Source organism: Microbacterium xanthum, from assembly GCF_034531355.1.
GTDB lineage: Bacteria > Actinomycetota > Actinomycetes > Actinomycetales > Microbacteriaceae > Microbacterium > Microbacterium xanthum.
In genome coordinates this window covers 390,447-407,919 of the sequence record NZ_JAWHUE010000001.1, presented here as the reverse complement: position 1 = coordinate 407,919, position 17,473 = coordinate 390,447, and the positions used below count along the sequence as shown (strand labels likewise).

The 17,473-nt window shown below is 67.0% G+C and carries 18 protein-coding genes and 1 pseudogene; 10 read left to right on the top strand and 9 right to left on the bottom strand.

Going from position 1 to position 17,473, the window contains the following annotated elements; translation table 11 throughout:
* Positions 1–158: 158 nt before the first annotated feature.
* On the bottom strand, positions 159–410 hold the full coding sequence (locus RZO50_RS02045) for a hypothetical protein (RefSeq protein ID WP_322598039.1): 252 nt from the start codon (positions 408–410) through the stop codon (positions 159–161).
* A gap of 608 nt (positions 411–1,018) precedes the next feature.
* Between RZO50_RS02045 and RZO50_RS02040 the strand changes: the two genes are divergently transcribed.
* Together RZO50_RS02040 and RZO50_RS02035 are read left to right on the top strand one after the other, a co-directional pair.
* Positions 1,019–1,537, top strand: coding sequence for a hypothetical protein (locus RZO50_RS02040; protein WP_322598038.1), 519 nt, complete (start codon positions 1,019–1,021; stop codon positions 1,535–1,537).
* A 318-nt stretch (positions 1,538–1,855) separates the two neighbouring features.
* Positions 1,856–2,416, top strand: a complete 561-nt coding sequence (locus RZO50_RS02035) for a hypothetical protein (protein ID WP_322598037.1) — start codon at positions 1,856–1,858, stop codon at positions 2,414–2,416.
* Here RZO50_RS02035 and RZO50_RS02030 read toward each other — a convergent pair.
* Entirely contained in the window at positions 2,400–2,723 is a 324-nt protein-coding gene (locus RZO50_RS02030; protein ID WP_322598036.1) for a DUF6572 domain-containing protein, read from the bottom strand. The two genes, RZO50_RS02035 and RZO50_RS02030, sit on opposite strands and share 17 nt — an antisense overlap.
* A gap of 323 nt (positions 2,724–3,046) precedes the next feature.
* Positions 3,047–3,181, bottom strand: a pseudogene (locus tag RZO50_RS02025) (IS3 family transposase); the annotation flags it as partial.
* A gap of 552 nt (positions 3,182–3,733) precedes the next feature.
* On the opposite strand from RZO50_RS02025, the gene RZO50_RS02020 reads away from it, so the two are divergent.
* The 4 genes from RZO50_RS02020 (at position 3,734) to RZO50_RS02005 (ending at position 7,060) form a co-directional block, all read left to right on the top strand.
* Positions 3,734–4,333 carry a HEAT repeat domain-containing protein gene (locus RZO50_RS02020; protein ID WP_322598035.1) on the top strand — a complete coding sequence of 200 codons (600 nt, stop codon included), beginning with the start codon at positions 3,734–3,736 and terminating at the stop codon, positions 4,331–4,333.
* A gap of 135 nt (positions 4,334–4,468) precedes the next feature.
* Positions 4,469–4,900, top strand: coding sequence for a hypothetical protein (locus RZO50_RS02015; protein WP_322598034.1), 432 nt, complete (start codon positions 4,469–4,471; stop codon positions 4,898–4,900).
* Positions 4,901–5,157: 257 nt separating this feature from the next.
* The gene (locus RZO50_RS02010) at positions 5,158–5,622 is read left to right on the top strand and encodes a hypothetical protein (protein WP_322598033.1); all 465 of its coding nucleotides are present in this window, start codon (positions 5,158–5,160) and stop codon (positions 5,620–5,622) included.
* 454 nt (positions 5,623–6,076) lie between these two features.
* Positions 6,077–7,060 carry a Gfo/Idh/MocA family protein gene (locus RZO50_RS02005; protein ID WP_322598032.1) on the top strand — a complete coding sequence of 328 codons (984 nt, stop codon included), beginning with the start codon at positions 6,077–6,079 and terminating at the stop codon, positions 7,058–7,060.
* A gap of 87 nt (positions 7,061–7,147) precedes the next feature.
* On the opposite strand, the gene RZO50_RS02000 is transcribed toward RZO50_RS02005, so the two are convergent.
* The 3 genes from RZO50_RS02000 to RZO50_RS01990 form a co-directional block, all read right to left on the bottom strand.
* Complete coding sequence (locus tag RZO50_RS02000; RefSeq protein ID WP_416211501.1) at positions 7,148–8,056, bottom strand: carbohydrate ABC transporter permease; 909 nt, start codon at positions 8,054–8,056, stop codon at positions 7,148–7,150.
* Positions 8,053–8,955 (bottom strand): carbohydrate ABC transporter permease, encoded by a 903-nt coding sequence (locus tag RZO50_RS01995; protein WP_322598031.1) that lies wholly within the window; start codon positions 8,953–8,955, stop codon positions 8,053–8,055. The genes RZO50_RS02000 and RZO50_RS01995 overlap by 4 nt, the downstream gene beginning before the upstream one ends.
* A 66-nt stretch (positions 8,956–9,021) precedes the next feature.
* On the bottom strand, positions 9,022–10,311 hold the full coding sequence (locus tag RZO50_RS01990; RefSeq protein ID WP_416211500.1) for an ABC transporter substrate-binding protein: 1,290 nt from the start codon (positions 10,309–10,311) through the stop codon (positions 9,022–9,024).
* Between the two features lie 190 nt (positions 10,312–10,501).
* Between RZO50_RS01990 and RZO50_RS01985 the strand changes: the two genes are divergently transcribed.
* The 4 genes from RZO50_RS01985 to RZO50_RS01970 are packed head-to-tail and all read left to right on the top strand — an operon-like array spanning position 10,502 to position 14,713.
* Positions 10,502–11,686, top strand: coding sequence for an ROK family transcriptional regulator (locus RZO50_RS01985; protein ID WP_322598030.1), 1,185 nt, complete (start codon positions 10,502–10,504; stop codon positions 11,684–11,686).
* Entirely contained in the window at positions 11,683–12,765 is a 1,083-nt protein-coding gene (locus tag RZO50_RS01980; protein WP_322598029.1) for a substrate-binding domain-containing protein, read from the top strand. The genes RZO50_RS01985 and RZO50_RS01980 overlap by 4 nt, the downstream gene beginning before the upstream one ends.
* Positions 12,762–13,532, top strand: a complete 771-nt coding sequence (locus tag RZO50_RS01975) for an ATP-binding cassette domain-containing protein (protein ID WP_322598028.1) — start codon at positions 12,762–12,764, stop codon at positions 13,530–13,532. Before RZO50_RS01980 ends, RZO50_RS01975 begins: the two co-directional genes overlap by 4 nt.
* Entirely contained in the window at positions 13,529–14,713 is a 1,185-nt protein-coding gene (locus RZO50_RS01970) for a sugar ABC transporter permease (RefSeq protein ID WP_322598027.1), read from the top strand. Before RZO50_RS01975 ends, RZO50_RS01970 begins: the two co-directional genes overlap by 4 nt.
* A 6-nt stretch (positions 14,714–14,719) precedes the next feature.
* Here the strand turns inward: RZO50_RS01970 and RZO50_RS01965 are convergent, their stop codons facing one another.
* Genes RZO50_RS01965 through RZO50_RS01955 form a run of 3 tightly spaced genes read right to left on the bottom strand, consistent with a single transcriptional unit; the run spans position 14,720 to position 17,276 of the window.
* Positions 14,720–15,133: a hypothetical protein gene (locus tag RZO50_RS01965; protein ID WP_322598026.1), complete on the bottom strand. Its 414-nt coding sequence runs from the start codon at positions 15,131–15,133 to the stop codon at positions 14,720–14,722.
* Positions 15,133–16,296: a cystathionine gamma-synthase gene (locus RZO50_RS01960; protein WP_322598025.1), complete on the bottom strand. Its 1,164-nt coding sequence runs from the start codon at positions 16,294–16,296 to the stop codon at positions 15,133–15,135. Before RZO50_RS01960 ends, RZO50_RS01965 begins: the two co-directional genes overlap by 1 nt.
* Positions 16,293–17,276 carry a PLP-dependent cysteine synthase family protein gene (locus RZO50_RS01955; protein WP_322598024.1) on the bottom strand — a complete coding sequence of 328 codons (984 nt, stop codon included), beginning with the start codon at positions 17,274–17,276 and terminating at the stop codon, positions 16,293–16,295. The genes RZO50_RS01960 and RZO50_RS01955 overlap by 4 nt, the downstream gene beginning before the upstream one ends.
* Between the last annotated feature and the right edge of the window lie 197 nt (positions 17,277–17,473).

Genomic DNA, 17,473 nt, shown 5'->3' with positions numbered 1-17,473 from the left:
GACGGGTGGATCGAACTGCGCACGCCGACTCCAGTCGTTCTCAACGCCACGCTCGCCTTCTCTCGCATCCTCGCCGAACACGGCAGCTAGCGCCACCTTCGTTCTTGCCACCACTCATGGGCATCCAGTTCCACGCCGGCGACCCGCACAACAGCCCCTCAGGAGGCAGAGGGAATCCGGATGACGCCGCTGACAATGACCGCAATTCCGATGGCGACGAACCAGACTCCGACGAACCCCACCCGGAACGGACGCTGTAGTCGTTCGAATGCTCCGGCAGCGTTCCTGCCCACCAGCCGCCGCTGTCTGCGACGAGTCGCTTCGTAAAGATGCACGCGGTGCCGCACGATAAGCACGCCGCCGACCATGGCCAGGGTGCCGACGATGAAGCTCGCGATCAGCCCGACCATGCGCCGATCCGCTCCCGGTCCTGGCGTGACGATGATGCTCGTCTCTCAGCCACCCCGATCATTAGCCAGGCAGCCCCAGCGGCGCACAAAGCGGCCAGGCCTGAAACCATCAACGACGTCGAGAGCCAAGGCCGACCCGTAGGCGCGAGCGCGTTGTCCATCGCTCCGACGATTACCCACACTGCAGCAGCCCCGGCCGCCGACCCCACCACGCCGAGTCCAATTCGCGCCCCGGAGGACCTCTGGAGGCGCCGATCACATACGAGCAGAATCAGAGTTGCCCCTAGTACTGCCCCTACGGCGCTCCCCAGTCCCAGCAGACCCCCCGCTCCCACCAGGTACATGAACGCCGACAGTCCACCCTGATTGCGATAGTCCGGGTTCCCACCGAAGTAGACGAGCGACGCCAGAATCACCCCACCGAGACCACCGACCGGAAACGCCAGGGCGACCACTTTCGAGTACCGCCTCCACAGCATGCTCCAACCGTACCGAAGCGACTCAGCCCGCTCCCATCACAGTCCAACTCATCCGCGAGACCATGCACCAATGATGGGAGGATGCGCGCCGGTCGCGACGCGGCGACTCTTTGCGTATCGTGGCGCCGCATGAGGCAACTGACGTGGGCAGCAGTTGGCGCGGTCGCGGGGGCGGTATTTGTACTCGTTCTCGGATACCTCAGCATGCGCGTATCAGCGGCTCACGACGGAGTAGCCCTGCACCCCGTCACCAACGACATCGAGACCGTTGTCGGCCCGCACGTCCCAGCGCTGATCCTCGCCGTCACGGCGATCGTCGGCAGCGTGACAATCAGCGGGCTCGTCATCAGCGTGGTCCGACTCACACCCGGTTCGGCGGCAGCTGCCAATATTGCGTTCGCCGTCGTGACGTTCGCGCTGGTGATCACCGCCTACACGGCGTGGGAGTTCGGACCAGCAGTTCGCGAACTCGGCGATGTTCCCTACAGCGGAGGGGTGCTGGGATGGCTCAAGTACGGAGGACGAGACAGCCTCGCGGCGACCACTGCGCTGGTCGCCGTCGCCACTCTTGCGCTTCCACCGATCTTCGCAAGGCGCGCCCGCCAAGAGATGGCGCACTCAGCAGCCCCTCGCACTCGAGCCCACTGAGCAGAAGCTCTCACTGCCCACATTAGAGACCACGCGAGGCATGGCCGACGGCGTGATTCACGTCATGCGGAGCGCGCGCGTGGTCCTGGTGGGCGGCTCCGAGCTTCGGCACCTCCCGGGGCGTGCGTTCCTGCGCCCGAGCGACGGCGTCAGCAGCGAGACGGACTCGATCCCGTTGACCCGTCAGCGCCTCGTACCTCTTCGAGTCAGCTGACTCGCGCGCATGGTTCGCGGCAGCCTCACCCGCGATCTGAGCTTCGAGTGAAGCCAACGTACGGGTGGCCGAGTCAAGCCATTCGCGACGCCGAGCCGCATCCGATGCCTGGCTCGGTCTTCACCCGAGAGGTCACGGACGAGGTGCTTGGCTGGCTCGGTCTCAATCGGGCTAGTCGACATAGCTCAGGGGGTGAGTTTGAGGTCAACCCGGTCGTCGGTGTTCGGCACCAGGGCGTCGAACGCGTAGTCGCCGAGCTACGCGGCGAGAGGTTCCACGCCTATCATCCGCCGACCGTAAGTACCCCGCTGGGTTATGTGATGCCGGGAGCGCGGTATCGAGCCTGGATGGTGAGTGTCGAAGACCCGGACGCGAGTGTGGACGATCTCATCTTGGCAGTTAGGGAGTACGCGATGCCGTTCATCGAGTCGGGCTCGAGCCTCAGGGTGTTGTGCGAGCTCATGGGTGATGGTCTGGGGCTTGAGCATCAGCTGGTCTACCGGCGGCCCGTGGCCTGGGCGCTAGCCGGCGACCGCGATCGCGCTGCCGGACTGGTCGACGCTGCTGAGACGGATCTCGGCGACCGAAACGACGCGGCTGCGGTTGAATTACGTGCCTTCGTCGCGGCGTTCCGGAGTCGCTTCCCGCTCAGTTCCTCAGGTTGATCTGGAATTCGATGGAGCCTGCCCTGAGCTGGCTCGCAGCGTGCGCGGTGATGTGCGCGATGTGGCCGGTTGGCATTTCGGCGCAGTCGAGCCGGATTCGGACCGGCTTCCCGGTGGTCTCGGGATACTGCCGGGCCAGGCTCCCATCGAGCACGTAGCCGACGTAGAGGTTGATCTTCTCCTGAAGCTGGCTCAATTGGCGAGGGTCGCATCCCCAGGGGCGTTCCTCGAACATGACGAGTATGACGGTGCCTTCAGCCTCCTGGGCGACGAGATCGATCTTGTTCGTGTCAGCAATTCCGGGCATCTGAGTCCTCAGCTAGCGGAGAGTTGTCGGCCTTGGTGGCGTAAAGATGCGCCTTTGATGCGATGAGGGCGCTGATGCTGTTGCGTTCGCAGGACTCGAGCTCGTCGAGGGCGGCGACGGTTGCAGCTTCGCACGAAGAAGTAGTCGACAATAAGGCGACTGACGGCGCTGACTGAAGTTCCTCAGTTCTGCTTCGCTGGAACCCGCCCTCACCCGTCAGCCGGAATCGCGCCTCAGCGGACTCGACGCGCGTTGACCGCGGACCAGGGAGGGAGCATCCAGGGGTTTGCCCCGAGGCTTGTTGACAATCGGGGTTGGGGTAATCAGGCCGCTTCTGCGTCCCTGTAGATCAGCTCAAACTCGACGGGGGTGAGTTTGCCGAGGCCGCGTTGCCGGCGCCTGCGGTTGTACTTCGTCTCGATCCAGGTGACCATCGCGAGGCGAAGATCGGCGCGGGTGTCCCGGCCGCGGCGCGATTGTGCGGGTATGCGTCTTAGAGACATTCATTGATTGCCTTCAACGACTTGACGGGCTCGACGGCATCAAGCCGGCGCGATACGTTGAGCCAGAAGGTCTGGGAGTTCTCAGCACATTGCCGTGGGAGGTGATCAAATGACTGCGCTGTCGGGGACGGCCCGCTTCTTCCCTCCAGATGAGGGCGGTCGAAAAGCGGTCCTCCTGTTGGGGCGCGCTATGCCGCAACGGGAGTTCGAGCCCTGCCACTCGGCAAGCGCCCGCCTGGTTGGCCCTGGACTGGAGGCCAGTTCAGCATCGTTGTCACGTTTGAGGCGGGAGATCGCACAGCCTCGGTACGCGCGCAACTCTCATCCCTCGTGCCGGGGAGCCCTGGGTCTGATGCGCTGCAGCCGGGTGCTCGTATCGCGATCCTCGAGGGTCCTAAGCAAGTTGGCGAGTTTTGTATCGATGACATCCAGACGGCGTGACGATCCCGGTGACGATTTGACCTGTCACCAGTGCGTTCCTCACCTCACGCAACGAGGCCGGCCCTGATGACCGCACCTACAACAGGAGAGCGTGGCATCCTCCAGGATCTCGCTGCTCTTGGCTACGCGGTCGACTCATTGTCAAGTCTTCGGATGTCGGGTGTGAACTATCGGGATGCAGTCCCAGTTCTGCTGGAGCATCTGCGGAAGGTGCGGGACACGAAGGTTAAGGGTGAAGTCGTTAGGGCGTTGAGTGTGCCGTGGGCGAGGCCTGCTGCCACACCTGTGCTCATCGACGAGTTCAGGCACGCGGAGGACGCCACCGGTCTCGGACTCCGCTGGACTGTCGGCAATGCTCTTGAGGTCGTGTGGGACGACGCGTTCTACGACGAGCTCGTTGAGTTGGCGAGCGATACGTCCTTTGGCAGAGCGCGCGAGATGATTGTCTTAGGGCTGACTCGCTCCAAGAACGCCGCTGCTGACGCAGTCCTTGTCGAGCTGATGGATGACTCAGACGTCGGCGGACACGCAGTGAAGGCTTTGGCCAAAATAGCCGCGAAGCGAAGTGTTTCTGCGGATGCGCGACCGGGTCTGGAAAGGAAGCTCGCCGATGGTCGGGCATGGGTTCGTGCCGGCGCACGACAAGCACTGGCTGTATGTGCCTAGCGTGGGACAACGCCGTATCCGGATCATCGTGAGATGAGTATCACTTGGGATCAGTACCACCCGTACCTACCACCGGCGCGGGGTCCTCTGGCAGAACTGTCGCGTTCAGAGGCTCGCGCGGCGTACGACCACCTCATGAGTTCGAAGGCCGAACGACATGCGCAACTGGGCACTCTGGTGAGAGCCAACGGCGTTGAGCTTGGGCAAGACGATGAGTCCTTGAGGATGCTCAACCTGTGGTTCAACGACAACGTGGGAGTTAGCGACCAGGATCCGGAGCGGCTGAGAAATCTCTGGTACGCCGTCGTCAATGACATCGCACTGTGGCTGGGCGACGTCATCATCAGCAAAGCCCCTGCTCTGCACTGGACGATGTTCACGAAAAGCAAGCGAGATGTGTCCTATCAGCGCCATGTCCTCATGGGCTTCAAGAACGTCCAGAATCCGAACTACAACGTCGATCCTGATCGGGTGATTGCGACGCTTGGGCACAGAGCCGCGAAGGGGTTGCCCGTGAGCGGAGAGGACTTCGTCAACCTGGTATGCGCGGCCCTTAGGGCCGCTTGAGCGTCAATGGCGTCACTTACGTCGCGACGGTGTCCAGGTTCGCGTACGTTGCGTTAGTCACGGAAGTCTGCTCCAGGCTCCTCGTCGCCCTTCGACGGGACGCGATCAATTGGACGCAACGGATCGTCGGTGAGCTCAAGACCGGGTTCGCCTTCGGCGATCTCAATGGGCTGGAGACAGGTGAACGGCTACCGGACGTACCTTGAGGAATTGACGGGGCAACGCTGGACCGCCCAATTGGATGTGTACGAACGATGATGAGCCGTACCGAGATCATCAAGAGTCTTCGATCTGAACTGGTGGCTCGGGGCTTCGTCGGGCGTGGTCGCAACTTGCGCGTCATCCGTGCAGAGGTCGCGTGGATGATTCAGCTTGAACTGATCCCTACGACATCTCGGGTGGGCTTGTCTGTAGGGATATGCCCAGCGGCGCTAACGGCTGCGGGATGGCCCTCCCGCGCGAACAACCGTCCGATCATCCTCGACCCGGCGAGCGGGGGTGTAGAGATGTTCGGACACGACAAGTGGGATATATGGCACGCGCTCGACTCGGACAGCGCGCTTACAAGCGAGGCTCGCAAAGAGCTGCTCGGCCGATTGTCGGATGCGATCTGGGCGGCATCCGAGGCGATCGCGACGCTGAGTGATCTGCGAGGGGCCGCCGACGCCGGGAAGCTCTCGGCATTTGTTCGGCGGGATGCGCGAGCATTGCTCGAACGTTGAACCGGGCTGAGTCTCGTCCTCAGCGGGAGCCCTGTCTGGCAAGAGCCGGATGGGCTGTCGTTCGATTCGGAGCGGGGGCGATCACCTGCGTAAGAATCGCGTAAAGACCAACACCCGCGAGCACTTCTGAACGTCGACGAGTTGCTCCGCGAGGCCTGGTGAATCAACGCGAGCGTCCCTGAACGAGGAGGAGCGCGCACACGTAGACGGGGTTCAAATCCCTCCGTCTCCGCCGAAAATGGTCTACCTGATCGGGGATTCCGATCGAGGCATCGAGGCCGTCTTTGCGTCAGCCGATGTCGGTGTCGTCCTGCAGATTCGCATCTCTCCGTCTCGGTCGACTCCCCAGCCCCGGGAGCTTCCCGAGCCGTCACATGGCATCGCCGAGCTCGGCCGGCGCCTGGCCACCCGCGTCGTGCACTTCATCGTTGCGGCGCGTGTAGCGTCTGTTGCTGTGACGACGACACGATGGGCCATCCTCGGACCTGGCGCGATCAGCGCCGATTTCGCAGTCGGCTTGCGGGCCTCCCGCTTCGGCGAGCTTCGGGCCGTGGGGGGTCGGTCGCGGGTGCGAGCCGACGCTTTCGCCGGCCAGCACCAGGCGGCGGTATCCGGAACCATCGCCGAGGTGCTGGAGCGGGACGACATCGACGCGGTCTACATCGGCGCGGTGCACACCGCGCATGCCGAGCTCGCGCGCCAGGCGCTCGAGGCGGGAAAAGCGGTTCTTTGCGAGAAGCCGGCCACACCCTCTCTCGCCGAGACGGCCGCCGTGATCGACGTCGCACGGACGGTGGGACGGCCCTTCCTCGAGGCGTTCAAGACACGCTTCGGGCCGTTCGCAGCCCGCGTCGGTGACCTCGTCGCCTCGGGGGAACTCGGGGTCGTCACCTCCGTCGACGCCGCGTTCGGCTTCGCCGCGGGCACCCGTGAGGGGCGACTGTTCGACAGCTCACTCGCCGGCGGTGCACTGCTCGACGTCGGCTGCTACCCCGTCTCGCTCGCCGTGCAGATCGCGGCCTCGGCGGGGGACGTGACCTCACCGGTGACCGTCACAGACGCCTCGGCCGTGATGGTCGGCGACGTCGACGGCTCGATCAGGGGAGAACTGCGCATCGGCGGGGTCTCCGCGACGCTCCAGGCCTCCATCATCGAGGCTCTGCCGTCGAGCGCCCGGATCGGACTCACCGACGGGGAGATCGTTCTCCCGGATGCCTGGGGCAGCCGGACCGAGAGCGCACGGGAGATCATCGTGCGGTCCCGCGGCGAAGAGCGACGAATCGAGGTCCCCTCCGTGCAGCCGATGGCGGCGGAAGCCGACGCGCTGTCCCTCGCGATCGCAGAGGGGCGGCTCGAGGTGCCGGAGATGCCGTGGTCCCACACCCTTGCCGTTGCGCAGACGCTCGACGTGTGGGGAGCCGCGGCGACCGACGGATAGTCGACGATGGCGCCGACGGTCCCGAGAGGAATCGTCGACGCCACCGCATCGCGTCACTCGTCGCGCAGCGACTCGACGCCGCCTCGGTCAGCCCTTCACGGAGCCGGACATCAGGCCCCCGACGAAGTACTTGCCCAGCAGGATGTACACCAGCAGCGGCGGCAGCGATGCCAGGAGAGCGCCGGCCATCGAAATGCCGTAGTCCTGCAGGAGCGCGCCGTTGGCGAGGTTGTTCAGCGCGAGGGTGACCGGACCGTTGCGCGATGAGGAGAAGAACACCGCGAACAGGAAGTCGTTCCAGGCGTTCGTGAACTGCCAGATCAGCACGACGACGAAGCTGGGGATCGAGATCGGCAGGATGATCGACCAGTAGGTGCGGAGCATCCCGGCGCCGTCCATCCGTCCGGCCTCGACGAGCTCGTGGGGGATGGTCTGGTAGTAGTTGCGGAAGATCAGCGTCGTGATCGGGATGCCGTAGATGATGTGCAGCAGGATCAGCGACGGGACACCGCTCGGGATACCGGCACCCAACATGATCTCCAGCAGGGGGATCATCACCGCCTGGTACGGGATGAACATGCCGAACAGGATGAGCGTGAACACGAGGTTCGCGCCGCGGAAGGTCCACAGCGAGAGGACGTAGCCGTTGAGGGAGCCGAGGAAGGCCGAGATGATCGCCGACGGGATCACGATCATGAACGAACGGCCGATCGACGGCGCCAACGCGTTCCACGCACCGATCCAGTTGTCGAGCACCCACGTCTCGGGCAGGTTCCACGCCCGTGCGGGTGAGGCGTCGCCGGCGCCCTTGAAGCTGGTGATGAACAGCACGTAGACCGGCGTGAGCACAACCATGACGAAGAGGATCATCAGGGCGAACCGGATGGTGCGGCCCAGGCCGAACCGGTTCTGCGTCTTCCTGCGTGGTGTGTCGAGCTGCGGGGCGTCCGCGCCCGAGAGTGGCGTCGTTGCGGCTGCGGCAATGGGGGTGGTCATCGCTGCTCCTGACGGTTGGTCCAGATGAGGTAAGGGATGACGATCACCGCGACGATCACGAGCAGGATCGTTCCGACCGCCGCGGCGTTGGCGTAGTCGAAGCTCGATTTGAAGACGTACATGTCGACCGCCGGAACCTTGGTCTGGTAGTTCGACGGCTTCGAGATGGACATGATCAGGTCGAAGGACTTCAACGACATGTGGCCGATGATGATCAGCGCCGACAGGGCGACGGGGGAGAGCTGCGGGAAGAGCACCAGCCGGTACAGCTGCCACTCGCTCGCGCCGTCCATCCGGGCTGCTTCGCGCAGTTCGTCGGGGATGCCGCGGAACCCGGCCAGGAACAGGGCCATGACGTACCCGGACAGCTGCCAGATCGCCGGCAGGGCGATCGCCGCGATGCCCCACGTGACGTCGTTCCACCACGGGTTCTGCAGGAAGTCCAGCCCGATCATCTGGAAGAGGCGGTTCAAGCCGCTGGCGTTCTCGCCCTCGTTGGAGTTGAGGAGCCAGCGCCACACCACACCGGAGGCGACGAACGAGACGGCCATCGGGAAGAGGTAGATGGCGCGGAAGAAACCTTCACCGCGGGACGGCCTGTCCATGAGCCAGGCCCAGCTGAAGCCGATCACCATGGTGCCCACGAGGAACACGACCGTGAAGATCACGAGGTTCATCAGTGAGTGCTGGAAGTCGTCGCTGGCCAGCAGGGCGAAGTAGTTCTCGAACCACACCACAGCGGTCGGCTGCTGGCCGGTGGCCTGCGCGGCGGTGTGGTTGTCGGTGATCGAGGTCTGGAAGTTCGCGGCCAGGAGACCGTAGACGAAGACCGCCAGGAGGATGAGGGAGGGGGCGAGCAGCAGCAGCGGTGGTCCCGCTGTCTTCAGGCGCTTGAGCATGGGAGGACTCTCCGGAGGTAGGCGCGAACGGCCCGGGGCCCGAGGGCCCCGGGCCGTTCTGCGATGTCAGCCGGCGACGGCGGCCGCGAGCTCGGACTGGAACGTCGCGAGATCGGATGCCCCGGTCGTGAACTTGCTGGTCGCGTCGGACACCTGGTTCAGGGTCGCGACGGGGGTCGCCGCGCCGTGTGCGAGCGAGGACACGATGACGTCGCTGCCCCACGCCTCGATGGCGGACTGCTGGTACGGGCTGAAGTCACTGGTGTCGGCGTCGGTGCGGGCCGGGATCGAACCCTTGGCCTTGTTGAACGCGGCCTGGCCCTCGGCGGAGCCGACGGTCTCGAGCCATGCCTTGGCGCCGTCCTCGTTCGGTGCGCCCACCGGGAGGGTGAACGAGTCGGCGAGGAAGTCGAAGACACCGGCGGTGCCCGGGACCGGGAAGTAGATGTAGTCGTCCGGCGAGGTCGCACCGGCCTCGGCGAAGGCGGCCTCCGCCCAGTCGCCCATCACGTTGAAGGCGGCCTGGCCGTCGATGATCTGCTGCGTGGCGTCGGGCCAGTCCAGTCCGTCGCGGTCGTCGTTGGTGTAGCTCATCACGGTCTCGAAGTTCTCGAGGGCGGTGGTGACCTCCGAGCTCTCCCAATCGGTGGAGCCATCCCACAGGCCGTTGTAGTCCTCGGCGCCCAGCGACGACAGCAGGACCGTCTCGAGCAGGTGCACCTGGGTCCAGGTGGTCGCGACCGACAGCGGCGTCTTGCCGGTCTCCTGCACGGCGTCGAGCGCCACGATCCAGTCGTCGATGCTCTCGTACTCCGCCTCCGGGTCCAGCCCGGCTTCTTCAAGTACGGCGGGGTTGGCCCACACGACGTTCGCACGGTGGATGTTGGACGGCACCGAGTAGATCGCGCCGTCGACCGTGATGCGGTCGATGAGGTCGGCGGGGAACGCGTCGGTCAGACCGAACTCGCTGTACAGGTCCGACACGTCCTGGATCTGTGCGGCGTCGATGTAGTCCTGGAGCTCCGCGCCGGCGTGGGCCTGGAAGGTGTCGGGGGCGTCGCCGGCCTGCAGACGCGACTGGAGGAGGTCCTTCGCCGCAGAGCCGGCGCCGCCGGCGACGGCGCCGTTGACGAACTCGAGGTCGGGGTGCTGCTCGTTGAACACGCCGACGAGAGCGTCGAGGCCGGCCTTCTCGGAGCCCGCGGCCCACCAGGTGAACACCTCGACCTCGGGGCCGCTGCTGCCGCCGCCGTCGTTGCTCTCGGAGGTGTCTCCCGAGCAGGCCGAGAGGCCGAGCGTGAGGGCTGCCGCCCCCGCGCCGAGGGCCATGAGCGATTTCTTGCTGCGCAGATTCATATCGTCTTCCTTGCCGATGTGGTGCACGGAACGGGTTGGGCCGTGCCGGAGCGCTACCCCGCGCTCGCTGTCGAGATTCATCTAAGGGGGAGAGCCCTGTTGAAGTCAAGACCTGAACTCAAGAACACGCGAAACGTGATTTTCGTGTGACTTTCCGAAGTCAAGACAATTGGCCGGTACTGTACGACGTGTGCGCGACACGCAGGCGGCGAAGGGGTCGCAGACCTCACTTCGTGAGGCCAACCGTGCCCGCGTCGTCGGAGCCGTGCAACAACACGGCTCTCTGACGCAGGTGGAACTGGCCACGATCACCGGCCTGTCTCCGGCGAGCGTGTCGAACATCGTCACCGAGCTCGCTGACGCCGGTGTCCTCGACACCAGCCCCTCCATCCGTTCCGGTCGCCGCGCCCGACTGGTCACGCTCGCGCGTTCGATCGGCATGGTCGCCGGCATCGACCTGGCCGCCCGGTCGATGCACGTCGCGCTCGCCGACACCTCGATGCAGATCCTGGCGTCCGAGACCCTGCCGCTGGCTCCCGATCATCGCGCCGATATGAGCCTGCAACGCGCTGCGATGCTCGTGCAGGAGATGGTCGAGTCGGTCGACGCCGCGGGAGATGAGTTGCTGGCCATCGGCGTGGGTGTCCCTGCTCCGGTCGAGGTGGCCACCGGGACGGTGTCGTCCACGTCGCTGCTGAGAGGGTGGGATGGCGCTGCGGTCACCGAGATCCTCGCCGCCACCTCGTCGGTGCCCACGGTCGTCGACAACGACGCCAACCTCGGCGCGTTGGCGGAGGCACGCTACGGTGCCGGTGTCGGTGCCGACCCCGTCGCGTACGTGCGCGTCTCGCACCGCATCGGTGCCGGCATCGTGCTGGGTGGCCGTGTTCTCCACGGCCGCCGCGGGACCGCGGGGGAACTGGGGCACATGATCGTCGACGAGCGCGGACCGGTGTGCCGGTGCGGCAACCGGGGGTGCCTCGAAACGGTCGCGGGGGCGGCGGCGCTGGTGCAGATCCTCAGCGCCAGTCATGGCCACCTCACCCTCGACGACGTGATCACCCGGGCTCTCGACGGCGACCCCGGATGCCGCCGCGCGATCGCCGACACCGGACGCACGCTCGGAACCGCGATCGCGAACCTGTGCACCGTGGTCGACCCGGAGATCGTGGTGATCGGAGGCGACATGTCCACCGCGGGAGAGGTGCTTCTGGGGCCGTTGCGGGAGGCGCTCGAGCAGCACACCCTCGCGACGAACGTCGGAGCGCCCAATGTGGTCCCGGCCGAATTCGGCGGCGAAGCGGAACTGCGCGGCGCGTTGGCCGCGGCACTCGATCGCGCGCGCGAACTCGGCGCTCTGGGGGTCGCGTCATGAGCAGGATCGGAATCCGGCGGAGCCTGGCCGTCGTCTGCGCCCTCGCCGCGATCGCCCTGGCCGGCTGTGCTCCCGCGCCCGCAGCGTCGACGCACGCGGGCACGATCGGCCTGCTGCTGCCGGAAGCCGGCATCTCGCGATACGAGACATCCGACCGGCCCACCTTCGAAGAGACCGTCGCCAAACGCTGCCCGGACTGCGAGCTGCTCTACGCCAACGCCAATTCCAGCGCCGCACGGCAGCAGGAGCAGGCGGAGGCGATGCTCGCACGGGGTGCCGATGTGCTGGTCATCGACGCCGTCGACACCGTGGCCGCCGAGAGCATCGTGGCCGCCGCCGCGCGCAGCGGCGCGACCGTGGTCGCCTACGACCGCTTCATCGAGCATCCCGACGTCGCGGTGTACGTGTCGTTCGACTCCGAGCTGATCGGGCGTCAGCAAGCCGACGCGGTCGTCGATGCGCTCCCGCAGATCCGCGTGGGGGAGACACCCGGCCTTCTCCTCCTGCACGGCTCGCCCACCGACCCGAACGCCGCCGCCTTGCGCGCCGGCGTGCACGACGCCCTTCGTGACGCCGACGTCGAGATCCTCGGCGAGTTCGACGTGCCCGCATGGAGCGCGACGGAGGCGCAGGAGTGGGTGGCCGGTCAGCTGGCTCAGCACCCGGGGCGGATCGACGGCGTGGTCGCCGCCAACGACGCCCTCGCCGGGGGTGCGATCGCCGCACTGAAAGCCGCGGGCATCGACCCGATGCCGCCGGTGTCGGGGCAGGACGGTGAACTTTCCGCGATACAGCGCATCGTGGCGGGAGACCAGCTGATGACGGTGGCGAAGGCCACCGACGACCAGGCGCGCACCGCCGCGGAGGTCGCGGTGCGGCTCCTGCGCGGAGAGGAGCCGGCCGCGCCCGGCATCCGCGACGGCATTTCGAGCTTCCTGCTGGCGCCCACCAGCGTCTGGCGAGACGATATCGAACGCGTGATCATCCAGGGTCGGGTGCACTCGGCCGATGCCATCTGTACACCGCCGTACGCCGACGCCTGCGCGCAGCTCGGTCTGACCGACAGGGAGCTCCCATGACAGCGGTCGTCTCACTCGTAGGCGTCTCCAAGAGCTTCGGAGCAGCCCACGCCCTCGTGGACATCGATCTGGACATCCACGCCGGGGAGGTGGTCGCCGTCGTCGGCGACAACGGAGCGGGCAAGTCCACCCTGATGGGGATCGCCTCGGGTGCGACGGCCCCCACCTCCGGGGTGGTGCGCGTGGACGGCGCTGCCGTGCGGTTCGGGTCGCCGGCCGACGCGCGGCGCCACGGAATCGCCGCCTCCCCGCAGGCGCTTGCGCTGTGCGGCAACCTCGACGTCGTCGAGAACCTCTATCTCGGCCACGAGGAGGCGCGGGCCGGCCTTCTCGACGAGGTCGAGATGGAACGGGGGGCCCGCGTCGTCCTCGACAGTCTCGCCGCCCGTATCCCGGATGTGAGGGTGCCGGTGCACGCGCTCTCCGGCGGACAGCGTCGCAGCGTCGCCATCGCCCGCACCCTGCTCGGCGACCCGCGGGTCGTGCTGTTGGACGAGCCGACGAACGCCCTCGGCGTGCGCCAGACCGCCCAGATCCTCACGCTGATCGGTCGATTGCGTTCGCGCGGGCACGCCGTCGTGCTCGCCAGCCACTCGATCACGGACGTGCTCGCCGTCTCGGACCGCGTGATCGTCCTCCGCCTCGGGCGCCTGGTCGCCGAGTACGACGCCGCGCAGACCACCGCCGAAGAGCTGCTGGGGGCGATCACGGGGGCCACAGCGCCGATGGGCCACGCGGCATCGGATGTCGGAGGGTGGCGCGGATGAACCTCGCAGAGCACTGGCGGCGCATGCGCGACGGCGAGCGCCCGGTCTTCCCCATCGTGATCGCGCTGGTGGTCATCTGGGTGATCCTCGGCTTCGCGTCTCCCGCTTTCTGGGCACCCGACAACCTCGTCAACCTCTCCCTGCAGTCGGTGTCGACGGGCATCATCGCGCTGGGGGTCGTTATCGTGCTGCTGATCGGGCAGATCGACCTTTCGGTCGGCGCCGTCAGCGGGCTCGCCGCGGCGATCGCCGCCGTGACGGCGATGTCGTGGGGGTGGCCCCTCGCCATCGCGGTGGTCTCCGCGCTCGCGGTCGGGGCGATCATCGGGGTGCTCTACGGGGTGCTGATCGCCCGTGTCGGCCTGCCCGGATTCGTGCTCACCCTCGCCGGACTCCTCATCGCCACGGGCCTGCAATGGCAGATCCTCGGCGACGCCGGGTCGATCAATCTCCCGTTCGACTCCTGGCTCGTGCGGTTCACCCAGACCGCGTTCGTCCCGACGCCGGTGGCGTGGATGCTCGTCACCCTCGCCGTCGTCGGAACCCTTGTCCCGCGCGTGATCGCCCGGCGACGGCGACGCGCCGCAGACCTGGGAGCCGAAAGCGTCGGTGCGATCGCGCTCAAGACGCTCCTGGTCGCGGTTCTGCTCGCCGTCCCGGTCGCCTACCTCTCCCAGGCGCGCGGGGTCGGCTGGAGCGTCGTGCTGTTCGTGGCCCTCGTGTGGAGCGCCGACATCGTGTTGCGTCGCACGCGCTGGGGGCGGGGGATCCGCGCGATCGGCGGAGACCACCACGCGGCACGACTGGCCGGAGTGCCGGTACGACGCATCGTCGTCAGCGCCTTCGTCGCCTGCTCGACGCTGGCCGCGCTCGGCGGAGTCCTTGCGGCCGGGCGACTTGCGGCGGCCAATCAGAGCTCCGGCGGGGGAGAGCTGTTCCTCATCGCGATCGCGGCCGCCATCGTCGGCGGCACGAGCCTGTACGGCGGGCGCGGCAACGCCTGGTCCGCACTCGTCGGCATCCTCGTCATCCAGTCGATCGCCAACGGCCTGACCCTGATCGACCTCGACGCGTCGGCCCGCAACATCGCCACCGGCGTCGTGCTCGTGCTCGCGGTCACGATCGACACGCTGCTCAGTCGGCGTCGTCGCCCGTTCGCGGCGACCGGCGACGTCTTCTGACCGGCGTCAGTCGCGGGCGTCGGGGAGCACGAACGTCTGTCGAGCGATCGGGGATCCGAGGACCTCGGGGGTGTAGTGGCGGGCGAGGAGATCAGCGTCGAACAGGTCCGGGTGCGCGCTTTCGAACTCCTCGAAGTCGGCGCCGGGGCCGTTCTTCCACAGTCGCTCGCGGACGAGCGCCAGGAAGGCGACCGTGATCGTCTCGTGGTACTTGTCGGACTTGCCGAGCTCCGCAGCATACGCCCGAATGGTGCGTTGCACCCGTGCCAGCGCGGTGGGGAAATCTCCGTCGACCGAGCTCAGGTACGCGAGACGGACGTGCCCACGATGGTCGAACTCTCGCGGCGGGAGCGTGCAGTCCTCGAGTGCCTCCAAGAACTCGGCGTCCGTCAGCCGGCTCCGCGGTCGGCGCGTCGTCATCAGCGGGTCCCCGCGTCGAGCGCCTGATCGATGTCGGCGAGCAGGTCTTCGACGCCCTCGATGCCGACCGACAGGCGCACCAGCGTCTCCGGAACGGCCAGCTCGGTGCCCCGGACCGAGGCGTGGGTCATCGCGTCGGGGTAGTTCAGCAGCGACTCCACGCCACCGAGAGACTCGGCCAGGGTGAACAGCTTCGTCGCTTCCGAGAACGCCCGTGCCCGCGCACCTGTGGCGAGCTCGAGGGAGACGATGCCGCCGAAGCCGGACATCTGGGCCGCGGCGGTCTCGTGCCCCGGATGAGAGGGAAGCCCCGGATAGTGGACGGCTGTCACCCGCGGGTCGTCCGCGAGCGTCTCCGCGATGCGCTGCGCGTTCGCGCTGTGCCGTTCCATGCGGATCCCGAGCGTCTTGATGCCGCGGGTGGTGAGCCACGCATCCAGCGGGCCCGACACCGCGCCGGCGGCGAACTGGAGGAACTTTGTCTTCTCGTGGATCTCGGCGTCGGAGGTCATCACGGCACCGCCCACGACGTCGGAGTGGCCACCGAGGTACTTCGTCGCGGAGTGCACGACCACGTCCGCCCCGAGGGTGAGGGGGCGCTGAAGCGCGGGCGTCGCAAACGTGTTGTCGACCACGAGAAGGGCGCCGACCGCGTGCGCCGACGCCGCGAGCGCCGCGATGTCGGTGACGCGCAGCAGCGGGTTGCTCGGAGTCTCCACCCACACCAGCTTCGGTGCGCGCTGCGCCAGCGCGTTCTCGACCGCGACGGGATCGCTGAGGTCGGCGACCCGAACGGTCACGCCCCACGGCACGAGGATCTTCGAGATCAGCCGATACGTGCCGCCGTACGCGTCATTGCCGAGGAGGATTTCATCGCCCGGGCGCAACACGCCGCGCAGCAACGCGTCCTCCGCGGCGAGCCCCGACGCGAAGGACAGTCCGAACTCGGCACCCTCGATCGCAGCGAGCTGCCGTTCGAGCGCCGTGCGCGTGGGGTTGCCGGCGCGACCGTAGTCGTAGCCGTCCCTGAGGTTGCCGATACCGTCCTGCACGAACGTCGACGAGAAGTGGACCGGGGGGATCACCGCGCCGGTGGTGGCATCGGGATCTTGGCCGGCGTGCACGGCGAGGCTGTTGAAGTCGCGGGCGAGAGGGGAGCTCATGGGGTGTCCTCGTGGTCGTTGTCATCGGATGACGGCAGGTGAGCGTCGAGCCACGTGTCGTCGAAGAACTTGTGGAGGTAGCCGCGTCCGCCGTCGGCCAGCAGCACGACGACAACGGCGTCCTCGGGGAGGTCGCGGGCGGTGCGGAGAGCGGCGACGACGGCCATGCCGCTGGATCCGCCGACCAGCAGCCCTTCCTCGGTGGCCAGGCGACGTGTCATCGCGAATGACTCCGCGTCCGAGACGCGTTCGAAGCCGTCCACCGCATCCGGGTCGTAGTTGGGCGGGAAGAAGTCCTCGCCGACACCCTCGACGAGGAAGCCGTGCACGGGCCCACCGGAGTAGATCGACCCCACCGGGTCGGCGCCGATCACCCGCACGCGACCCCCCGACACCTCGTGGAGGTAGCGCCCCGTGCCCGAAATGGTGCCGGCGGTGCCGATCCCCGCGACGAAGTGGGTGACCTCGCCGTCGGTATCGCGCCAGATCTCCGGACCGGTGGTCTCGTAATGGCTGCGCGGCGCAGCCGGGTTCGAGAACTGGTCGGGCTTGAACGCGCCGGGGATCTCTCGGGCAAGTCGGTCCGAGACGGAGTAGTACGACTCGGGATGCTCCGGCGGCACCGAGGTGGGGACCTCGACGATCTCGGCACCGTACGCGCGCAGGGTGGCGACCTTGTCGCCGGCGAACTTGTCGGGAACCACGCAGATCATGCGGTACCCGCGCTGCTGCGCGACGATCGCCAGGGCGACGCCGGTGTTGCCGCTGGTCGGTTCGACGATCGTGCCACCGGGCCGCAGATGCCCGGCGCTTTCGGCCTCATCGATCATCGCGACGGCGATCCGGTCCTTCGCCGAGCCGCCCGGGTTGAGGTATTCGACTTTCGCGAGCACGGTGGCGCGGATGCCCTCGGTCACGCGGTTGAGGCGGACGAGCGGGGTGTTGCCGATGAGTTCGGCGATCGAGTCGACGTAGCGCACGGGGATCCTGAGGGTGTCGTGTCCGCACCGCCGGTGCGGGGGATGGGTCGTCTGAGAAGCGCGTGGGCGCTAGAGACAACAGTGACACGTCTGGGACATCCCGGCCATTCTGCCGCTGACCGGCTCACGATGCGACCGTGTGACGTCACATGACGCGTGACCTCACATGACGCGTGACCTCGCACAGCGGCCCGTGA

Bases quoted from the DNA above. Each gene is read 5' to 3' on its own strand.
- RZO50_RS02045 (WP_322598039.1), bottom strand. From the start codon at position 410: ATGGTCGGGCTGATCGCGAGCTTCATCGTCGGCACCCTGGCCATGGTC.
- RZO50_RS02040 (WP_322598038.1), top strand. From the start codon at position 1,019: ATGAGGCAACTGACGTGGGCAGCAGTTGGCGCGGTCGCGGGGGCGGTA.
- RZO50_RS02035 (WP_322598037.1), top strand. From the start codon at position 1,856: ATGCCTGGCTCGGTCTTCACCCGAGAGGTCACGGACGAGGTGCTTGGC.
- RZO50_RS02030 (WP_322598036.1), bottom strand. From the start codon at position 2,723: ATGCCCGGAATTGCTGACACGAACAAGATCGATCTCGTCGCCCAGGAG.
- RZO50_RS02020 (WP_322598035.1), top strand. From the start codon at position 3,734: ATGACCGCACCTACAACAGGAGAGCGTGGCATCCTCCAGGATCTCGCT.
- RZO50_RS02015 (WP_322598034.1), top strand. From the start codon at position 4,469: ATGAGTTCGAAGGCCGAACGACATGCGCAACTGGGCACTCTGGTGAGA.
- RZO50_RS02010 (WP_322598033.1), top strand. From the start codon at position 5,158: ATGAGCCGTACCGAGATCATCAAGAGTCTTCGATCTGAACTGGTGGCT.
- RZO50_RS02000 (WP_416211501.1), bottom strand. From the start codon at position 8,056: ATGACCACCCCCATTGCCGCAGCCGCAACGACGCCACTCTCGGGCGCG.
- RZO50_RS01995 (WP_322598031.1), bottom strand. From the start codon at position 8,955: ATGCTCAAGCGCCTGAAGACAGCGGGACCACCGCTGCTGCTGCTCGCC.
- RZO50_RS01990 (WP_416211500.1), bottom strand. From the start codon at position 10,311: ATGAATCTGCGCAGCAAGAAATCGCTCATGGCCCTCGGCGCGGGGGCG.
- RZO50_RS01980 (WP_322598029.1), top strand. From the start codon at position 11,683: ATGAGCAGGATCGGAATCCGGCGGAGCCTGGCCGTCGTCTGCGCCCTC.
- RZO50_RS01975 (WP_322598028.1), top strand. From the start codon at position 12,762: ATGACAGCGGTCGTCTCACTCGTAGGCGTCTCCAAGAGCTTCGGAGCA.
- RZO50_RS01970 (WP_322598027.1), top strand. From the start codon at position 13,529: ATGAACCTCGCAGAGCACTGGCGGCGCATGCGCGACGGCGAGCGCCCG.
- RZO50_RS01965 (WP_322598026.1), bottom strand. From the start codon at position 15,133: ATGACGACGCGCCGACCGCGGAGCCGGCTGACGGACGCCGAGTTCTTG.
- RZO50_RS01960 (WP_322598025.1), bottom strand. From the start codon at position 16,296: ATGAGCTCCCCTCTCGCCCGCGACTTCAACAGCCTCGCCGTGCACGCC.